This window comes from Pseudomonas sp. B21-032 (genome assembly GCF_024748965.1).
In the GTDB taxonomy this organism is placed as follows: Bacteria; Pseudomonadota; Gammaproteobacteria; order Pseudomonadales; family Pseudomonadaceae; genus Aquipseudomonas.
Window position 1 is genome coordinate 3663589 of the sequence record NZ_CP087180.1, and the last position, 17911, is coordinate 3681499.

Below are 17911 nucleotides of genomic sequence, written 5' to 3' on the forward strand. Positions count from 1 at the left end.
TTCATTCGCCGTGCACGGCAGCGTAGCAATGCCGATAGGCCTTGAGCATGGCCTTCTGCACGACATTGACGCTCAGGCCCAGGCGCTCGGCGATCTGCGGGTAGGTCAGGCCATCGAGCTGGGACAGCAAAAACACCTCCCGCACCCGGCTGGCCAGGCCACCGAGCACCTGGCCGACGGCGTCCAGCGCCTCGAGCACCAGCACCCGGGTTTCTTCCGACGGCTGATGCTGCGGCTCAAGCTGAGCCAGGCTTTGCAGGTAGGCACGTTCCAGCGCCTGGCGGCGAAAATGCTGCAGGCACAGGCGGCTGGCGATGGTGCCAAGGTACGCCCGCGGCTCGCGCAGCAGTGGCGGCACCTCGCTGCGCAGAAGCTTTACGAAGGTGTCCTGGGCCAGGTCCAGCGCCTGCTCGCGATTGCCCAGCTTGCGCCGCAGCATGGCCACCACCCAGCTGTGATGCTGCAGATACAGCGCGCCAACATCGTGAGGGCTGGACGGGGGCATGGACGGGATCTCCTGGCAGCTAAGGAAAGCCGTGCATGGTAATACTTCTCATTCATTTACTACTACTGGTTTTGCTTTGCTCGACCATGAAACAACACAACCGACCGTTTCGCGGGGCAAGGCCCGCTCCCACCGCTTGCGCGCAGGACCTGCGATGATTTCAGCGGCGGCTGATGACCACCTCAAGGTACTCGCTCGGCACCACCAGCGATGCACCTCCCGCCACGTTGTTGTCGTTCAGCAGTTGGGTCAAGTCGCTTTCCAGCGCGCGGGCCTGGTCGCTGTCGAGCGAGGCAAACGCCTTGTGCACCGGCCCGTACCAGGTTCTGAATACCTCGATGAAGTGCGCCGGCGAACGATAGCGAAAGTTGAAGTGTTCGCGGCTGACCTTAATCGCACCGATGTCGTCGCCGAACAAATTGTGCAACTGCTCTTCATCGCCCCAGCGCGACGGCGGTTGTGCACCGGCCGGTGGCGGCACGTGACCGCCGAGGGTCTTGAACATCTGCCCGATAAAACCTTGCGGGGTCCAGTTGGCCAGGCCGATGCGCCCGCCCGAACGACATACGCGGCCCAGTTCCCTGGCCGCCTGCGCCTGGTCGGGGGCGAACATCACGCCAAAGGTCGAGACCACGGCGTCAAAGGCGCCGTCCTCGAACGGCAAGGCTTCGACATCGGCCACTTGAAAGGCCACGTTGAGGTGCTCGGCCCGGGCGCGCTCCTCGCCACGCTTGAGCAGTTCGGGCACGTAGTCGGTCGAGGTCACCTGGCAGCCACGGCGGGCGGCGGCCAGGGTGACATTGCCGTTGCCGGCGGCGACATCCAGGACCTTTTCGTCCCAGCGCAAGTCGCAGGCTTCGGCCAGGCGCTCGCCAACCAGTTGCAAGGTGGTGCCTATCACCGCGTAGTCGCCGCTGGCCCACGCCGCCTGCTGGCGCGCCTTTAACGCATGCAAATCCAGGGGTGTGCTCATGGTCTGCACCTGATGAGGTTGTTCACACGAACCCTCAGCTAAACGCCAACCCCCGCCTGCGGCAAGCGCCAGCGTTTGAGCGGCAAGACCGGTTGGCTACATGGCTATAACCTGTGCGCATAAACCAAAACAGCACCCGAAGGTGCTGTTTTTGCTGGCGCCTTTTAGCGCGACAAATTGGCCACTTTGGCCCGCGCCGCGTGCAGTTTCTTGTAGCTGTCAATCAGACGCTGGTGACGGTCTAGGCCTTCGAGCTTCATGCTGGTCGGCGTCAGGCCATGGAAGCGCACACTGCCGTCCACCGAGCCGAGCACCGCGTCCATGCGCGGGTTGCCAAACATACGGCGGAAGTTGGCTTCGTAATCGGCCAGCTCCAGCTCGTCGTCCATGGCCACTTCGAGCACCACGTTCACCGCCTGGTAGAACAGGCCGCGCTCGACGGTGTTGTCGTTGAACTGCAGGAAGGTTTCGACCAGCTCCTTGGCCGGCTCGAACTGCTGCAGGGCCAGGTGGATCAGCAGCTTCAGTTCGAGGATGGTCAGCTGGCCCCAGGCGGTGTTGTCGTCGAACTCGACGCCGATCAGGGTGGTGATGTCGGTGTAATCATCAAGCTCGCTTTCTTCCAGGCGCTCGACCAGCGACTGCAGTTGCTCGTCATCCAGGCGGTGCAGGTTGAGGATGTCCTCACGGAAGAACAGCGCCTTGTTGGTGTTGTCCCAGATCAGGTCGTCCACCGGGTAGATTTCCGAGTAATCCGGCACCAGGATGCGGCAGGCGGTGGCACCCAGGTGCTGGTACACCGCCATGTACACCTCTTTGCCCATGTCTTCGAGAATGCCGAACAGCGCCGCGGCTTCTTCGGCGTTGGCGTTTTCACCCTCGGCAGAGAAGTCCCATTCGACGAACTCGAAGTCGGCCTTGGCGCTGAAGAAGCGCCACGAGACCACACCGCTGGAGTCGATGAAGTGCTCGACAAAGTTGTTCGGCTCGGTCACCGCGTGGCTTTCGAAGGTGGGCTGCGGCAGGTCGTTGAGGCCTTCGAAACTGCGGCCCTGCAGCAGCTCGGTGAGGCTGCGCTCCAGCGCCACTTCAAAGCTTGGGTGGGCGCCGAACGAGGCGAACACGCCGCCAGTGCGCGGGTTCATCAAGGTCACGCACATCACCGGGAAGGCGCCGCCGAGCGAGGCGTCCTTGACCAGCACCGGGAAACCCTGCTCTTCCAGGCCCTGGATACCGGCGAGAATGCCCGGGTACTTGGCCAGCACCTCCTGCGGTACGTCCGGCAGGGCCAGCTCGCCTTCGAGGATTTCACGCTTGACCGCGCGCTCGAAGATCTCCGACAGGCATTGCACCTGGGCCTCGGCCAGGGTGTTGCCGGCGCTCATGCCGTTGCTCAGGTACAGGTTCTCGATCAGGTTGGAGGGGAAGTACACCACCTCGCCGTCGGACTGGCGCACAAACGGCAGCGAGCAGATACCACGCTCGATATTGCCCGAGTTGGTGTCGTACAGGTGCGAGCCGCACAGCTCGCCATCGGGGTTGTAGATTTCGCGGCAGTATTCGTCGAGAATCTCCGCCGGCAGCGCATCTTTACGGCCTGGCTTGAACCAGCGCTCGTCGGGGTAATGGACGAATTCGGCATTGGCGATGTCTTCGCCCCAGAACTGATCGTTGTAGAAGAAGTTGCAGTTGAGCCGCTCGATGAACTCGCCCAGCGCCGAGGCCAGCGCACCCTCTTTGGTGGCGCCCTTGCCGTTGGTGAAGCACATCGGCGACTGCGCATCGCGAATGTGCAGCGACCAGACATTGGGCACGATGTTGCGCCACGAGGCGATCTCGATCTTCATCCCGAGGCCGGCGAGAATCCCCGACATGTTGGCGATGGTCTGCTCCAGTGGCAGGTCCTTGCCGGCGATGAAGGTGCTGGTGTCCGAGGACGGGTCGAGCATCAGCAGGGCCTGGGCGTTGGCGTCGAGGTTTTCCACTTCTTCGATGACGAAGTCGGGGCCGGTCTGCACAACCTTTTTCACCGTGCAGCGGTCGATCGAGCGCAGGATGCCCTGGCGGTCTTTCTCGCTGATATCGGCCGGCAACTCGACCTGGATCTTGAAGATCTGCTTGTAGCGGTTCTCCGGGTCGACAATGTTGTTTTGCGACAGACGGATGTTATCGGTGGGGATATCGCGGGTCTGGCAGTACAGCTTGACGAAGTACGCCGCGCACAGGGCCGACGAAGCCAGGAAGTAATCGAACGGCCCCGGTGCCGAGCCATCGCCCTTGTAGCGGATCGGTTGATCGGCCACCACCGTGAAGTCATCGAACTTGGCTTCAAGTCGAAGGTTGTCGAGAAAGTTAACCTTGATTTCCATGCGGGAATACCATACGAGCAAAACGATTTGGCCGCCATTATCCGGGTTTTCGCCGGGAAGTCTTGTGCCTGACGCAATTACTCGGGCAAACCCGCCACGAAGCACTCAAAGTCATCGCCCTGCTGAATCGGCAGCCATCGTCAGCGTTGTCGCCGATGCAGCCTTGTTTGGCAGCGCCTGGATGCAGTCGATAAGCAGCCCGGGCTACCGGGCTGCCCTCTTGTCACGCGCCTTTACGCGCTTTCCAGCTGACCAATCGCCGCCTGCAGGCGGCTGCGGCTACGTTCGCTGACGTCCTTCTGGCTCTGGTGAGTCTCGGTCGGCGCCTGGCGTACGTTGGCATGCGGTACCACTTGCCAGCCGCCGCCATCCAGGCGCAGGTAGCGATAGCTGGCGGTGCCGCTGGCCCACTTGGCATCAAGGATTCCGTGCAGATGGAAGGTCTGCTCCAGGGTACTGAACGGGCCGCTGGGGCTGCCGGTGAGGTTGATAACAATATGGCCCTCACCTTTGAGGCCGAGCTTGAGGTCCGAGTAATCCCCCCAGACATCGGCATGGAAGTTCAGCGGCGGGTAGGTGGCAGCAAAGATGCTGGCCACGCCGGTGATCTTCTTGTGCACGGTGTTGACCAACAGATCGAGGGTCAGCACGGGGGCGCCGAGCAGGCCGGTGCGTACGTTGAGACGGGTGTGGAACAGTCCGATTGCGGGCATGGTACGACTCCTTGTCTGGTCAGGCGCGGCTGGACTTGCCGGCTTTGCCGGAAGTGCTCTTGGTCGAATCGATGGCGGTGTTCAGGGCTGCGCCCGCATCACCGGCCGCCAGGGCCTTGAGGTGGGCGACATCGCCGGTGGCAATGGCCGCCTCCAGGGTCGCGGTGTGCAATAGCGCCTGGATGTCGAGGTTACCGAAGGCCTTGATACGGGTGTCTTCGCGGTGCGCTGGCGCCTCGACCACGATCCATTGCCCCTGGTTATTCAGGTAGCGGTAACCGGCCTGGCCTTTCTGCCAGTCCGAGCCCACCGCCAGGTGCAGGCTGAAGATGATCGGCGAATTGGCCGTCGGGCCGCCGTGGTTACCTTGCAGGGTGATGAGGATATTGCTCGGGCTCGGCGGTAGGAACAGCTGGTAGCTGTAGGTGCCCCAGACGTCCAGGTTCAGGTCCAGTGGCGGGTTGGTGGCCTGGGTGAGCTGGGCGCTGCCGCGCAGGGTACGATCAGACGGATGCACCAGCAAATCGAGAACCAGACGCTGGGCGCCGGGTGCATCGGTGCCGATGACGTAGGACAGGGGGAAGAGTCCTATTACAGGTGCTTGTAGTGAGTCAGTCATGGTGCCTCCATTGCAAACAATGAGTGGAAACAAGCGCGTGGGCTGTTTCTGGCGGGCGACTTCCTTGGCGCACAGTTGGATGCAGGCGAACGGCGTCGCAACCTCCGCGCTGCGTCACGCGCAGATTGCCTGCGGCGAAGACGCTGCGGTCCGGTACGGCCATGCCCGGTTGGGCACGGTTTACCGAGGTGCAACGGGTATGAAACCCTCCCTGGGCGCATAGCTGCCTGCCTGGCAGCCCAGATCAGTTAAGCAGGGAAATACGGGCTGGCCAGAGGGTGGTGGCAAAAGTGCATTATGTCCGACAAATGGTTGGCCAGCCTGGGTAAAGCACCCTGTTATCCCCCATATGGGTCACGCCGCTGTCACGTCCAGCTGCTAGCCTCTTGATGTTTTGCTGCCCCGAAACCTCTCGCACGCCAGGTGACCCCGAAGGTGTACTCAAGCATGACCCGCAAACAGATCATCCTGCGCTCAGACAGCATGCACAGCGACGACTTCGGCGCAGTGTTCAGCAGCCTGTTCGGCAACCTGTACGCCGATACCCCACCGCTGCCCGGTAACATCAGCATCGGTGGCGTCTATGGCCGCCATGACGGCGTGAGTTTTCGGCGCATGCATTACCGCGGTGACTTCACCTTCCGTTTTCCCGAGTCCCAGGATGAAATTACCTTCGTCATCCCCTCCTCCGGCACCCTGATCCTTAATCCCGATCGTGACGCGGCGGGCTTTCGGCACATGGGCCTGGCGATCGACAAGGCCGATGTGCGCGCGATGCGCTTGATGGACGATCACGACCAGTGCGGCATCTCGATCCGCCGGGCGCTGTTTACCGAACGCCTGGCAACGCTGCTGGGCAAGCCGATTCTCGGCAGGTTGTATTTTGAGCCAGTAGTGCCGCTGGCTCACCTGCAGGGCATCAGGGCCCTGGTGGAGCTGGCCACCGGCAGCCAGTTCGACCTGCTGCTGCACACCGGGGCGCTGATGCCGGCGCGCTTGCAGGAAATGCTCGTCGATGCACTGCTAGAAGTCTGGCCGCACAACTTCAGCCAGGCCCTGCAGCGCCCGGCGCCATTGATCGCGCCGCGACATGTGAAGCTGGCCATCGAGTACCTTCAGGCCCATCCGCACAGCCAGGTCAGCGGCACCGAGCTTGCGCGAATGTGCAACGTCAGCCTGCGTGCCTTACAGGACGGTTTTCGGCGTTTCATGGGCTTGTCGATCGTCGCCTACCAGCGCCAACTGCGCCTGGAACACGCGCACCATGCACTGCGCCAACGCGGCGCGGCGTCGGTCACTGAGGTGGCGCTGGCGTTTGGCTTCAGCAATGTCGGCAGGTTCTGTCAGTACTTTCACAGTGCCTTCGGCGTCAGCCCTGCCGACGTGCGCAACGGCGCGGGCCAGCGGCGCAGGGCTGGCCCGGCTGGCCGTCAGAACAAGTAGCTGGCCTTGAGGCTGCCACTGGCGCCGTGGCTGTCACCGCCGCTGCTGGCGCCGACTTCGGCAGCGAAGCTCAGCGCCCCCAGGCTGGCCATCAGGTTGACCCCGGCAGTGAACTGGTCGCGGTTGTCGAAGGCGGCGCGCTGTTCGACGTCCAGGCCCAGCAGGTGACCCTGGCTGTCGACCTGGTGATCGCCCAGCACATGCTCGTAGCCCAGCTGCACTCCCGGCACCAGTTGCCAGCCACCCAGATCGATGGCGCCGAGTGCAACATCGAGATTGGCGAATGCGCTGCGCCGGGTTTGCTGGATGCCCTCGACCTCAAGGGCCAGTTCGCTGCCTTTTTCGTTGAAGCCCGAGAGGTCCAGGTGACTGATGCGCAGGCCCAGGCTTGGCTCAAGCGTGATGGCGTTCACCGGTGCGCGGTAGCCCAGGGCCAGGCTGGCGCCGCTGAGGGTGCCATGGCTGTCGCCCTTGGCCGCGCCCAGCCCACCGCCAAGCTCGCGCTTGCTGGCGTAATCGAGCCAGCCGGCACTGAGGCCGGCATCGACGAACAGGCCACGCTCAAGCCCCGCCGGAGCGTAGCGCGCGCCGGCCTTGAACAAGGTCAGGTCGGTGTCCGCCTCACCGCCCGCGCCGCCGACATTGCCACGGCTGTAGCCAAAGCCGGCGTGGCCGCTGAGCTGCTCGGAAAAGCGCTGGGTCAGGCCGATCATCAGGCCCTGGCTGTGCTCGTTGCTGCTGGCGGCATGGCTTGAACCGTCGCTGCCCAGGTAGCTGGCCAGGGCAGTACTCCACAACCGGTACTGGCCAACCTTAAGCTCAGTGCCGCGGCTGTAAGGCGCGGCGGCGCGGTCGATCAGCGCGCCCTGGCGCAACAGGTAGCTGGCGGCGTCGGCATGCACCTGGCCACCGACGGTCGATTCGACGCCAGCCAGGTCACCGGCATCGATGGCCGACTGCAGGTAATAATTGTAGGCGCTGTAGGTGCCCGACAGGCTGCTGTCCTGCAACTGCTGCAACAGCTGCGCGCCGGCCGCGGCGTTGCCGAGCAGGCCCAGCTGGCCGGGCAGGCTGTTGTAGGACACCATCTTGGCCCGCAGTACGTAGAGGGTCTCCTGAGACAAGCCCAGGCCCTCTTTGAGGTAGTTGTCCATGCTGCCGTACTGCGCAGTGACCTGGTCGAGGCCGGCTTGCAGGTAGCTGGCGTCCACTGCCAGCAGCGGCGCATAGATCGCCGCCATAGCCGGCGGCATATGCGCCAGGGTGGCCGCCACGCGTGCGGCGGTGTAGTCGTTGGTGGCCAGGTAGTTGTCCATGATCGTCGCGCTGTCGACCCCGGCAATACTCAGCAACACCGCAGCGGTCCAACCGGTGCGGTCCTTGCCGGCGGTGCAGTGGAACAGCGCCGCACCATCGCCCGCCGCCAGCTCATTGAACAGCGTGGTGAACTGGCCACGCATGCCGGCATCGTTGACGAAGGCGCGATTGGTCTCTTGCATCATGGCAATGGCATCGGCGGCACTGGTGAAGCTGACGCGGGTGATGTCGGCGCCGGAGGTGTTGTTGCCGATGATGTCGATATTGCGATAGCGCGCGCCCTCGATCAGGGTGTCGGGGGTGGCGGCGATCTCATCCGGGGTGCGCAGGTCGTAAATCGCCTTGATGCCCAGGCCGTTGAGCGTGGCCAGGTCTGCGGCCGACGGCGTCAGCGCGTTGGAGCGGTAGAACACGCCGCTGCGCATCAAACCGTCGTGGGCAGTGGAATAGGCATGGGTGGTGCCGGCGATATCGCGAAAGTTGTCGATACGCGCCAGGCGCGGGGTATCCAGCGGCACACTTTCTGCGGCTTGGGCGGCGATGGACAGGCTCAAAACGGACAGCGAACACAACAGTCGTTGATACACGATGCAGCCTCATGGAAGTCACGTTGGGCTGGCTACTATTGCGGGCTGACCTGCGACTGAATATTGCAAAACCCTCGATTCGGCGAATGGCCGCGCGATTGGTCCGCAAGGTGCGTTTTTTGTCCGCAGCCGGTTGAGTACAGAGCTTTGCTGAAAAGGCTCACAAGTGGCCGGGGTGGTTTGCCTTGACGCTGCAGATGAACTGATCTTGACTCAATTTATCGCTGGATATTCGTGGTCAGCGCCCCCTCACACTACTTTGAGGTGACCCTGACTATGCCAGCGATCGCACCCCGGCCTCCCCACGCGCCAAAGGTTGTGGCTGCCAGGCTTGTCCGTGCCACCGGGCAAGGAAATCGCCATGGCCAACATCGTGATTTGCTGCGACGGCACCTGGAACACTCCCGACCAACTCGATAAAGGCGTACCGGCTCCGACCAATGTGGTCCGGTTGCACAATGCCGTGGCGCCAACCGATGCCAAGAGTGTGTCGCAAGAAAAGTACTACCATCCTGGCGTGGGCACTTCAGGCAAATGGTGGGACAAAGCCATTGGCGGAGGAACCGGGGCCGGGCTGGATGCCAATATCATGAGTGCCTACCAGAAGCTGTGTTACTGCTACACCCCGGGCGCCAACATCTATCTGTTCGGTTTCAGCCGCGGTGCTTACACCGTACGCAGTCTGTGCGGATTCATGAGCAGTTGCGGCTTGCTGAAAATCGCAGACCTTGAACCGGCCGAGGTATGGCGCCGGATCGAGCGATTGCTCAAGCGCGGCTACCGACGCAAACTCGAAACCCGTGATGATTGGGACGCCGAGGGCTGGATGTTCCATAACGCCCCGGGCGCGAGCATACCGGTGCGGTTCATTGGTGTCTGGGATACCGTCGGTGCCCTGGGCATTCCTGACGACATGGCCCTGCTTAACTTGCTTGACGACCGCAACCGCTACACCTTCCACGACACCTCACTGAGCAAAGCGGTGAAAACCGCGCGCCATGCGCTGGCCATGGATGAACGCCGGTCGTCTTTCCAACCCACGCTGTGGACCAATGTGCCCGCCGGACGCGATGTTCAGCAGTTGTGGTTCCCGGGGGTGCATTCTGATGTCGGCGGCGGGTACCGTGAATGTGGTCTGGCCGACGGCGCCTTGCAGTGGATGATCGAGGAAGCCGCGCACTGCGGCTTGCAGTTCAATACTGCAATCAAGCAGATCAAGCCCGATTACCACGACATGATGCACGACTCCTGCGACGGCGTGTTCAACCTGCTCCCCACCCAGCCGCGAAGCATCGCCAACCTCGCCGACACCCAGGCCAACTTGCACAAAAGTGCCCGGCAGCGTCACAGCGACCCGCCCATTACCCAGTCGCCCTATCGGCAATCGCGTTTACTCGCCCCCTCCCCGCCACTGGTCGTGGATATCTCGGCTCGCCTGCCATGGAATGAGACCGGTGTCTGGCTGGAGGCTGGGAAGTCCTACACCTTCAAGGCGTCCGGAGAATGGCTCGACAGCTCGATCAGTTGCGGCCCGGGGGGCGCTTCGGACGGTCACTTCCAGCCGGGAGAAGTCGCCCACCTGCTGGCAAGTGCCTTGGGCCAAGTGGAAAGCTGGTACGGCAAGCTGTTCAACAATTCTGATGCCAGCTTCCGCTTTACCAAACGGCACGAGCAGTTCCCATGGTTTTGCCTGGTGGGCGCGATCGCCAATGGTGACGGTGTCGATGCCAAGGGTTACCTGATCAAACCCGAGACCTTCCTGATAGGCGATGGCTGCAGCTATACGCCCAAGCGCGATGGATATTTCTACGCCTACGCCAATGATGCCTGGAACTGTTATGGCAATAACCGGGGGCATGTGGCGCTCTGGATAACCTGACGAGGTGGCAGGGGTAATCCACCCGCCCAGCAAGGTTCGACATCGGTACACGTTGATAGGTCCACATCTCGCCAGGAGAGCAACATGGCCAGTGATGAAAGCAAGAATGACAACAATCTTGAAGACCTCGATCCGCTGGTAGCTGCCGCGCTAAATGCTTTCGATGCCCGGCTGGAAAACCTGGAAAAGCCGAAAAAAGACTCAGTGATAGAAAGAATGCAAAAGAACATGAGTTTTTTTGCCCTGGCGGTCGGCATCGTACTGAGCGTCATCTCATTGCTCGACGTGTTCTGGAACAAACCAACAGAGCAACGACTTAGAGACATGGAGGAGTTCAACAGCGCAGTCAATGCGGTGTCGAGCCTTCGCCAAGGCATGGTCAAAATACAGTTCGAATCAAACAACCCGTCGATGATCGCAGCAATGAACTCGATGATCGCTCCACAAGTGCTGGCCAATATTCAGTATGCCACGGCGCTGCTGCCACGCTTGGGTGATGAAGTGGGGATTCCTCAATTGGTAGTACTGATCTCCGAGGCAATGAACATCTATGACTGGAAGAGCGCCAACATCCTGGTCAACCGGGCGGTCAACATCAAGACTGCGGCCCCTTCAATGATGTCTGAAGCCTATCGATTCAAAGGCAGGCTGAAGTTTTTTACCGGCAAAATCGACGAAGGACGCACGGCCTATGGCGATGCCTTGAAGGTGCTGCAGGACGAGCGCGCATACGGCATAAACGGGACACGCGCTTTTATTGTCTCGGACTGGATCATTGCCGAATTGTCCATGGGCGATTGCAACCTGGCGGGCCAACGCGCCCAGGACTTTGTCGACCTGGTGCAGTCTTCGCAGGTCACCGGGATGGCCAGAGGGGCTTTGGTTACCACGCTCAGAGCACAGATTGCTCAGGTTGCGGCAAGTAGTGAACGATGCCCGGAACCTGCCGAGCTGGCTTCGTTGGCTGTATTCCAAGTGCCCCAGTGATTACGTTGTCAAAAGATTTCGCCCTGCTCAGGAGGCTTCTATGCGCGCGCCGACGTTCACCTGCGGTCTGCTGCTACTTGCAGTCGGCTTTACTCCCCTTGCTCCCGCCCAGGTCATTCAGATCCTCGGCCCCAACCCCGTCATCGCCGGCACGCCCGTCAGTTGCATGGGGGCGATCTCCTACGTTGCGCATATTCCGGACATCGCCATGGCCCAACCTGGGGCATTGCTGTTTCGCCCAGACTACTTTTCGCTACCGCCCTATGTTCAATTGTTCATCTACGGCCATGAATGTGCCCACCAGATCTATGGTGGCAACGAACAGGCTGCGGACTGCTGGTCGGTGAGGCTGGGCAGGAACCAGGGGTTTTTCACCCCGGCAGCCCTGCAACAGATCTGTGCGTTTACTTTTCCGTCGCCGGGAGACTGGAGCCATCTACCCGGACCACTGCGCTGTCAGCAAATGCAGGCGTGCTATTTCACGCCATAGACGTCCGGCCGTAGTTTTCTCGCTGCGAAGCAGCGTTTGGGGCAAAATCGTGCGGTCATTCTGACCACAACTTAATGGATGAAAAGTGAACCACCTATGAAGCGGTACTACATTGTTACGCATGGACAGGCACAACATCACATCGATAACCGTGTCGGCGGCTGGTTTGATTCCAGGCTAACACCTAAAGGCATTGAACAGGCCCAGGCTCTGGCCAGGTTTTTTTCCACTCAGGGGTTTTCAAAAAGCCCGGCAATTTACTCTTCTGACCTGCTGCGTTGTAAAGAGACCGCAACAATAGTTGCCGATGCCCTGGGGCTTGAGCCGAGCCTCGACGCACGGTTGCGCGAGATGTCGTTCGGCAGTCATGAGGGCATGGACCAGGCGCTGCATGACAGCATCATGAAACCTTGCGCCGAGAAACCCGGCGAGCGCCTGGACCATGCCATCTGCGACGGGGCTGAAACCCGACGGCAATTCGCACGTCGAATTTACGACTTTGTCGCAACGCTGGATGCTGAGGTTGAATGCGCAATTATCGTAACCCACGGCTTTGCCGCCAGTTTCCTGATTAGCGCGTTACAACGCGTGCCGGTCGAGAGCATGGCGTTTATCTCGTTCAAAATGTCTGCAGGCGGTGTGTCGGAGTTGATAGAGGATGATCTGTTCAAGAACGTCACCCTGACAAAGTTGAATATGCAGGTTTAGTTGTTGGCCAGACATTTTCGTTGGCTTTAGGAGCTGGCTTGCCAGCGATCGAGCGCGCAGCGGTCGTAATCCTGAACATCGATCACTGGTAACCTGCAGCCCCTTTCCGGCCAGCCCGCAAGGCAGATTATGGACAATCCAGACTACTACCCCTTCCACCTCTTCGCCGCCACCTTCGAAAGCGAAACGCACGCCCGCCAGTTCGCTTTCGAGCAATGGCAACCCGAGCCGCCCGCCAGCGCGAGTGCTGCCGAATTCGCCGCCTGGGAAGATCGCAATCCGTCCTGGCAGCTTGCCCAGGAGCTTGAGTGGTTCATGGATTCGGACTTCGTCGAGCTGGATGAGTCGCTGGAATATGTGCACAGCCTGATGGCCGACGAGGCGCAGAAAGCGCAATTGTGTTCCCGGTCTCTGGACGCTTTCAGCCACTTCATCATCGTCGGCGACAACGCCATTTACGGCGACCGCCGCTCAGCAGATCACTCCCATTCGCGCCAGCCACAAAGCACCGCCACGCTCACCTACCTGGGGCATTTCAATTGAGCCGCGTGCAGGTGGTAAGGATTGATCTGGGCCAGGTGACCAGCGCCAGGCAATTGCATCACCTGTTAAGGGACTCCCTCGGCTTTCCCGAATGGTATGGCTGTAACTGGGATGCCTTCTGGGATGCGATTACCGGACTTGTGCAGATGCCTCGACAGTTGCAGCTCAGTGGCTGGGAGGCTTTTGCCAGGCGCTTGCCCAGAGACGCCGAACTGATGCAGAAGTGCCTGGCTACGCTGCAGGCCGAATATCCGCAAATGGCCTCTGAAGTGCTGTTCGAGTGAGTGATCCCCACACTCGCTGATGCTGGCGAGTGGATATCCAGACAAACCTGATTATGCTTCAAGAAACCTTGCAGCAATGCGAGGCCGTCAGTCTGTGTTCATGATTTGCGCAATCCGATGACATCACCCTAAGGCCTGGGTGCGGCAAGGACAGTGGGAACTCCGGCCTACAAGCACAAGACGGAGAAGACTCATGGCGGCAATCGACAATACAACCACGGGCAGCGCGCCCAAACGCGGGATCACCAAGGAAGAGCGCAAGGTGATTTTCGCCTCCTCCCTGGGCACGGTGTTCGAGTGGTATGACTTCTACCTCTACGGCTCGCTCGCCGCGATCATCGCCAAGCACTTCTTCGCCGGGGTCAACGAGACCACGTCGTTCATCTTCGCCCTCCTCGCCTTCGCCGCAGGCTTTGCCGTACGGCCGTTCGGCGCGATTGTGTTCGGCCGGCTGGGGGACATGATCGGGCGCAAGTACACCTTTTTGATCACCATCGTGATCATGGGTATCTCCACCGCCGTGGTTGGTTTGCTGCCCGACTACGCCACCATCGGCGTGGCCGCGCCGGTCATCCTGATCACCCTGCGCCTGCTCCAGGGCCTGGCCCTGGGCGGTGAGTACGGCGGTGCCGCGACCTACGTCGCCGAGCATGCGCCCAAGGGCAAGCGCGGTTACTTCACCTCGTGGATTCAGACCACCGCCACCCTGGGGCTGTTTCTGTCGCTGCTGGTGATCCTCGCCTGCCGAACCATTCTCGGCACCGAGGCGTTCGAGGCCTGGGGCTGGCGGATCCCGTTTTTGCTGTCGATCCTGCTGCTGATCGTCTCGGTGTACATCCGCCTGCAACTGAGCGAGTCGCCGGTGTTCCAGAAGATGAAGGCCGAGGGCAAGGCCTCGAAGGCGCCGCTGACCGAGTCGTTCGCCCGCTGGGACAACCTCAAGATCGTCATCATGGCCCTGCTCGGCGGCACCGCCGGCCAGGCGGTGGTGTGGTACACCGGGCAGTTCTACGCGCTGTTCTTCCTGTTGCAGATGCTCAAGATCGACCCGCAGACCGCCAACCTGCTGATTGCCGGCTCACTGCTGATCGGTACGCCGTTCTTCATCCTGTTCGGCAGCCTCTCGGACCGCATCGGCCGCAAGGGCATCATCATGGCCGGCTGCATCATCGCCGCGCTGACCTACTTCCCGATCTTCAAGGCGCTGACCGAATACGGTAACCCCGACGTGTTCATCGCCCAGGAGAAGAACCCGGTGACGGTGGTGGCCGACCCCAACCAGTGCTCGTTCCAGTTCGACCCGGTGGGCAAGGCCAAATTCACCAGCTCCTGCGACCTGGCCAAGAGCGTGCTGGCGAAAAAAGCCATCCCCTACGCCAACGTCAAGGCAGAGCCGGGCAGCGTCGCGCAGATCCATATCGGCGACAAGGTGCTGCAAAGCTTTGAAGGCACCGGCATGCCGGCCGCCGATTTCAAGGCGCAGAACGACGCCTTCATCGCCACCCTGGGCACGGCCCTGAAAGATGCCGGCTACCCGGAAAAAGCCGACCCGGCCAAGACCAACTACCCGATGGTGTTGCTGCTGCTGACCATCCTGGTGATCTACGTGACCATGGTCTACGGGCCGATCGCCGCCTGGCTGGTGGAGCTGTTCCCCACGCGCATCCGCTACACCTCGATGTCACTGCCCTACCACATCGGCAACGGCTGGTTCGGCGGCTTCCTGCCAACCGTGGCCTTTGCCATGGTCGCCGCCACCGGCGACATCTACTACGGGCTTTGGTACCCGATCGTCATCGCGGTGATGACGGCGATTCTCGGCACCTTCTTCCTGCCGGAAACCAAGGACCGCGACATCACTGATACTTAAGTCTGATACCCGCCCTCTCCCCCAGCGGGAGAGGGCATTTGCCCTGATTTCAGCGCCAATGCAGCCCTTGCCGAATTATGTACTAACTTGTTAATTAGCTTGCTAAGGGTATAACATTCGGCCACTCCCCCCTTCGAGTTCTTTTCGATATGACGCACTCACCGCGCGCCAACGGCGCCTCAACATTCATCCTGGTTGGCCTGGGCGTGATCATCGCCCTGCTCGGCCTTGCGCTCGCCGCCGGTGGCGTGAAGCTGGTCAGCCTCGGTGGTTCCTGGTACTTCCTGCTCGGCGGCCTGCTGATGGCGCTTTCCGGGCTGCTGATCGCCCGCCGCAAGCTGGCCGGGGCCTGGCTGTTTGCCGCCTTTGTGCTCGGCACCGCGATCTGGGCCGTGGCCGATGTCGGCCTGGTGTTCTGGCCGCTGTTCTCGCGCTTGTTCATGTTCGCCGCGATGGGCCTGGCGGTGACGCTGGTGTACCCGCTGCTCAAGCGTGCCGCCGGCGCCACGCCAGGCCGTGGTGCCTATGGCCTGGCCGCAGTGCTGGCAATCGCCCTGGCGGTGGCGGCCGGCAATATGTTCGTCGCCCACCCAAGCGTTGCCCCCACCGGTGACGGCCCGGGCCTGACCGCGGTCGACCCGGCCAACGCGCAAAAAGACTGGGCCCACTACGGCAACAGCGAAGGCGGCAGCCGCTTCGCCGCCCTGGACCAGATCAACCGCAGCAACGTCGACAAGCTGAAAGTGGCCTGGACCTACCACACCGGTGACGTCGCCATCAGCGATGGCAACGGTGCCGAAGACCAGCTGACGCCGCTGCAGGTTGGCAACAAGGTGTTCATCTGCACCCCGCACAACAACCTGATCGCCCTCGATGCCGACACCGGCAAAGAGCTGTGGAAGAACCCGATCAACGCCAAGTCGGCAGTCTGGCAGCGTTGCCGCGGCATGGCCTATTTCGATGCCAGCGCGCCGATCGCCCAACCGACCCAGCCCAACAGCACCCCGATCATCGCCGCCAGCGTGCCGGCCGGTGCCAACTGCCAGCGCCGCCTGCTGACCAACACCATTGACGCCCGCCTGATCGCGGTCGACGCCGACACCGGTGAGTTCTGCCAGGGCTTTGGCAACAATGGCCAGGTCGACCTCAAGGCCGGCCTGGGCAATGTCCCGGACGCGTTCTACCAATTGTCTTCGGCGCCGCTGATGGCCGGCACCACGGTGGTGGTCGGCGGCCGGGTTGCCGACAACGTCCAGACCGACATGCCAGGCGGCGTGATCCGCGGCTTTGACGTGATCAGCGGGCAGATGCGCTGGGCCTTCGACCCGGGCAACCCGCAAGATCGCAATGCGCCGACTGGCGACAACACCTACGTGCGCAGCACCCCCAACAGCTGGGCACCGATGTCCTATGACCCGGCGATGAACACCCTGTTCCTGCCGATGGGCAGCTCGTCCACCGACATCTATGGCGTCGAGCGTACCGAGCTGAACCACAAGTACGGCGCTTCGGTGCTGGCCCTGGACGCGACCAGCGGCGAAGAGAAGTGGGTGTACCAGACCGTGCACAACGACCTCTGGGACTTTGACCTGCCGATGCAGCCAAGCCTGATCGACTTCACCAAGGCCGACGGTCAGTCGGTGCCGGCGCTGGTCATCGGCACCAAGGCCGGGCAGATCTACGTGCTCGACCGCGCCAGCGGCAAGCCGCTGACCGAAGTAGTCGAGACCCCGGTCAAACCGGGCAACATCCCCGGCGAGCCGTACTCGCCGACCCAGCCTAAATCGGTGGGCATGCCGCAGATCGGCGCCCAGCAACTGACCGAGTCGGACATGTGGGGCGCCACCCCATATGACCAGCTGCTGTGCCGCATCGACTTCAAGAAGATGCGCTACGACGGCCTGTACACCGCACCGGGCACCGACCTGTCGCTGAGCTTCCCGGGCTCGCTGGGCGGCATGAACTGGGGCAGCATCTCCACCGACCCGGTGCATGGTTTTATCTTCGTCAACGACATGCGCCTGGGCCTGTGGATTCAGATGATCCCGTCGCAGAACAAGGGCCAGGCCGCGTCCGGTGGTGAAGCGCTGAACACCGGCATGGGCGCGGTCCCGCTCAAGGGCACGCCGTATGCGGTGAACAAGAACCGCTTCCTGTCGGTGGCCGGCATTCCGTGCCAGGCGCCGCCCTTCGGCACCCTCACTGCCATCGACATGAAGACCCGCAAGGTTGCCTGGCAAGTGCCGGTCGGCACCGTCGAAGACACCGGCCCACTGGGCATCCGCATGCACCTGCCGATCAAGGTTGGCCTGCCGACCCTTGGCGGCACCCTGTCGACCCAGGGCGGCCTGGTGTTCATCGCCGGCACCCAGGACTTCTACCTGCGCGCCTTCAACAGCGCCAACGGTGAAGAAGTGTGGAAAGCCCGCCTGCCGGTCGGCAGCCAGGGCGGCCCGATGACCTATGTGTCGCCGAAAACCGGCAAGCAGTATGTGGTCATCACCGCCGGTGGTGCGCGTCAGTCGACGGACCGTGGCGACTATGTAATGGCCTACGCGCTGCCGTAAATCGCATCGCCCCCATCGCGGGTCAAGCCGGCTCCCACAGAAGCTGTGGGAGCGGGC

General features: G+C 61.9%; 15 protein-coding genes. 9 read left to right on the top strand and 6 right to left on the bottom strand.

The annotated features are described in order from the left end of the window. Position 1 precedes the first annotated feature (1 nt). The 5 genes from LOY54_RS16740 to LOY54_RS16760 form a co-directional block, all read right to left on the bottom strand. Positions 2-505, bottom strand: coding sequence for a sigma-70 family RNA polymerase sigma factor (locus LOY54_RS16740; RefSeq protein ID WP_258607249.1), 504 nt, complete (start codon positions 503-505; stop codon positions 2-4). 160 nt (positions 506-665) lie between these two features. Continuing rightward, positions 666-1478: a class I SAM-dependent methyltransferase gene (locus tag LOY54_RS16745; protein WP_258607250.1), complete on the bottom strand. Its 813-nt coding sequence runs from the start codon at positions 1476-1478 to the stop codon at positions 666-668. 164 nt (positions 1479-1642) lie between these two features. Then, positions 1643-3847, bottom strand: coding sequence for an OsmC domain/YcaO domain-containing protein (locus LOY54_RS16750; RefSeq protein WP_213603982.1), 2205 nt, complete (start codon positions 3845-3847; stop codon positions 1643-1645). Positions 3848-4080: 233 nt separating this feature from the next. Beyond that, positions 4081-4560 (bottom strand): DUF1842 domain-containing protein, encoded by a 480-nt coding sequence (locus LOY54_RS16755; RefSeq protein WP_093381430.1) that lies wholly within the window; start codon positions 4558-4560, stop codon positions 4081-4083. Positions 4561-4579: 19 nt separating this feature from the next. Continuing rightward, positions 4580-5179 carry a DUF1842 domain-containing protein gene (locus LOY54_RS16760; protein WP_258607251.1) on the bottom strand — a complete coding sequence of 200 codons (600 nt, stop codon included), beginning with the start codon at positions 5177-5179 and terminating at the stop codon, positions 4580-4582. Between the two features lie 447 nt (positions 5180-5626). Here LOY54_RS16760 and LOY54_RS16765 point away from each other — a divergent pair, with 447 nt between their 5' ends. Next, positions 5627-6622 carry a helix-turn-helix domain-containing protein gene (locus tag LOY54_RS16765; protein WP_408980518.1) on the top strand — a complete coding sequence of 332 codons (996 nt, stop codon included), beginning with the start codon at positions 5627-5629 and terminating at the stop codon, positions 6620-6622. Here the strand turns inward: LOY54_RS16765 and LOY54_RS16770 are convergent. Beyond that, positions 6610-8526 (bottom strand): tyrosine-protein phosphatase, encoded by a 1917-nt coding sequence (locus LOY54_RS16770; protein WP_258607254.1) that lies wholly within the window; start codon positions 8524-8526, stop codon positions 6610-6612. The genes LOY54_RS16765 and LOY54_RS16770 overlap by 13 nt on opposite strands. A 361-nt stretch (positions 8527-8887) precedes the next feature. On the opposite strand from LOY54_RS16770, the gene LOY54_RS16775 reads away from it, so the two are divergent. From LOY54_RS16775 to LOY54_RS16810, 8 genes are all read left to right on the top strand, one after another. Beyond that, a complete protein-coding gene (locus LOY54_RS16775; RefSeq protein WP_258607256.1) occupies positions 8888-10405 on the top strand; it encodes a DUF2235 domain-containing protein in 1518 nt (505 codons plus the stop codon). Positions 10406-10489: 84 nt separating this feature from the next. Beyond that, positions 10490-11392: a hypothetical protein gene (locus LOY54_RS16780; RefSeq protein ID WP_258607258.1), complete on the top strand. Its 903-nt coding sequence runs from the start codon at positions 10490-10492 to the stop codon at positions 11390-11392. A 40-nt stretch (positions 11393-11432) separates the two neighbouring features. Then, positions 11433-11882: a hypothetical protein gene (locus tag LOY54_RS16785; RefSeq protein ID WP_258607260.1), complete on the top strand. Its 450-nt coding sequence runs from the start codon at positions 11433-11435 to the stop codon at positions 11880-11882. Positions 11883-11978: 96 nt separating this feature from the next. Beyond that, positions 11979-12590, top strand: coding sequence for a histidine phosphatase family protein (locus LOY54_RS16790; RefSeq protein WP_258607262.1), 612 nt, complete (start codon positions 11979-11981; stop codon positions 12588-12590). A gap of 129 nt (positions 12591-12719) precedes the next feature. Continuing rightward, positions 12720-13133 carry a hypothetical protein gene (locus LOY54_RS16795; RefSeq protein WP_258607264.1) on the top strand — a complete coding sequence of 138 codons (414 nt, stop codon included), beginning with the start codon at positions 12720-12722 and terminating at the stop codon, positions 13131-13133. A gap of 11 nt (positions 13134-13144) precedes the next feature. Then, on the top strand, positions 13145-13417 hold the full coding sequence (locus LOY54_RS16800) for a barstar family protein (protein ID WP_309475670.1): 273 nt from the start codon (positions 13145-13147) through the stop codon (positions 13415-13417). A gap of 193 nt (positions 13418-13610) precedes the next feature. Continuing rightward, positions 13611-15287, top strand: coding sequence for an MFS transporter (locus tag LOY54_RS16805; protein ID WP_093381417.1), 1677 nt, complete (start codon positions 13611-13613; stop codon positions 15285-15287). A gap of 149 nt (positions 15288-15436) precedes the next feature. Beyond that, positions 15437-17854: a glucose/quinate/shikimate family membrane-bound PQQ-dependent dehydrogenase gene (locus tag LOY54_RS16810; protein ID WP_258607269.1), complete on the top strand. Its 2418-nt coding sequence runs from the start codon at positions 15437-15439 to the stop codon at positions 17852-17854. Positions 17855-17911: the final 57 nt, after the last annotated feature.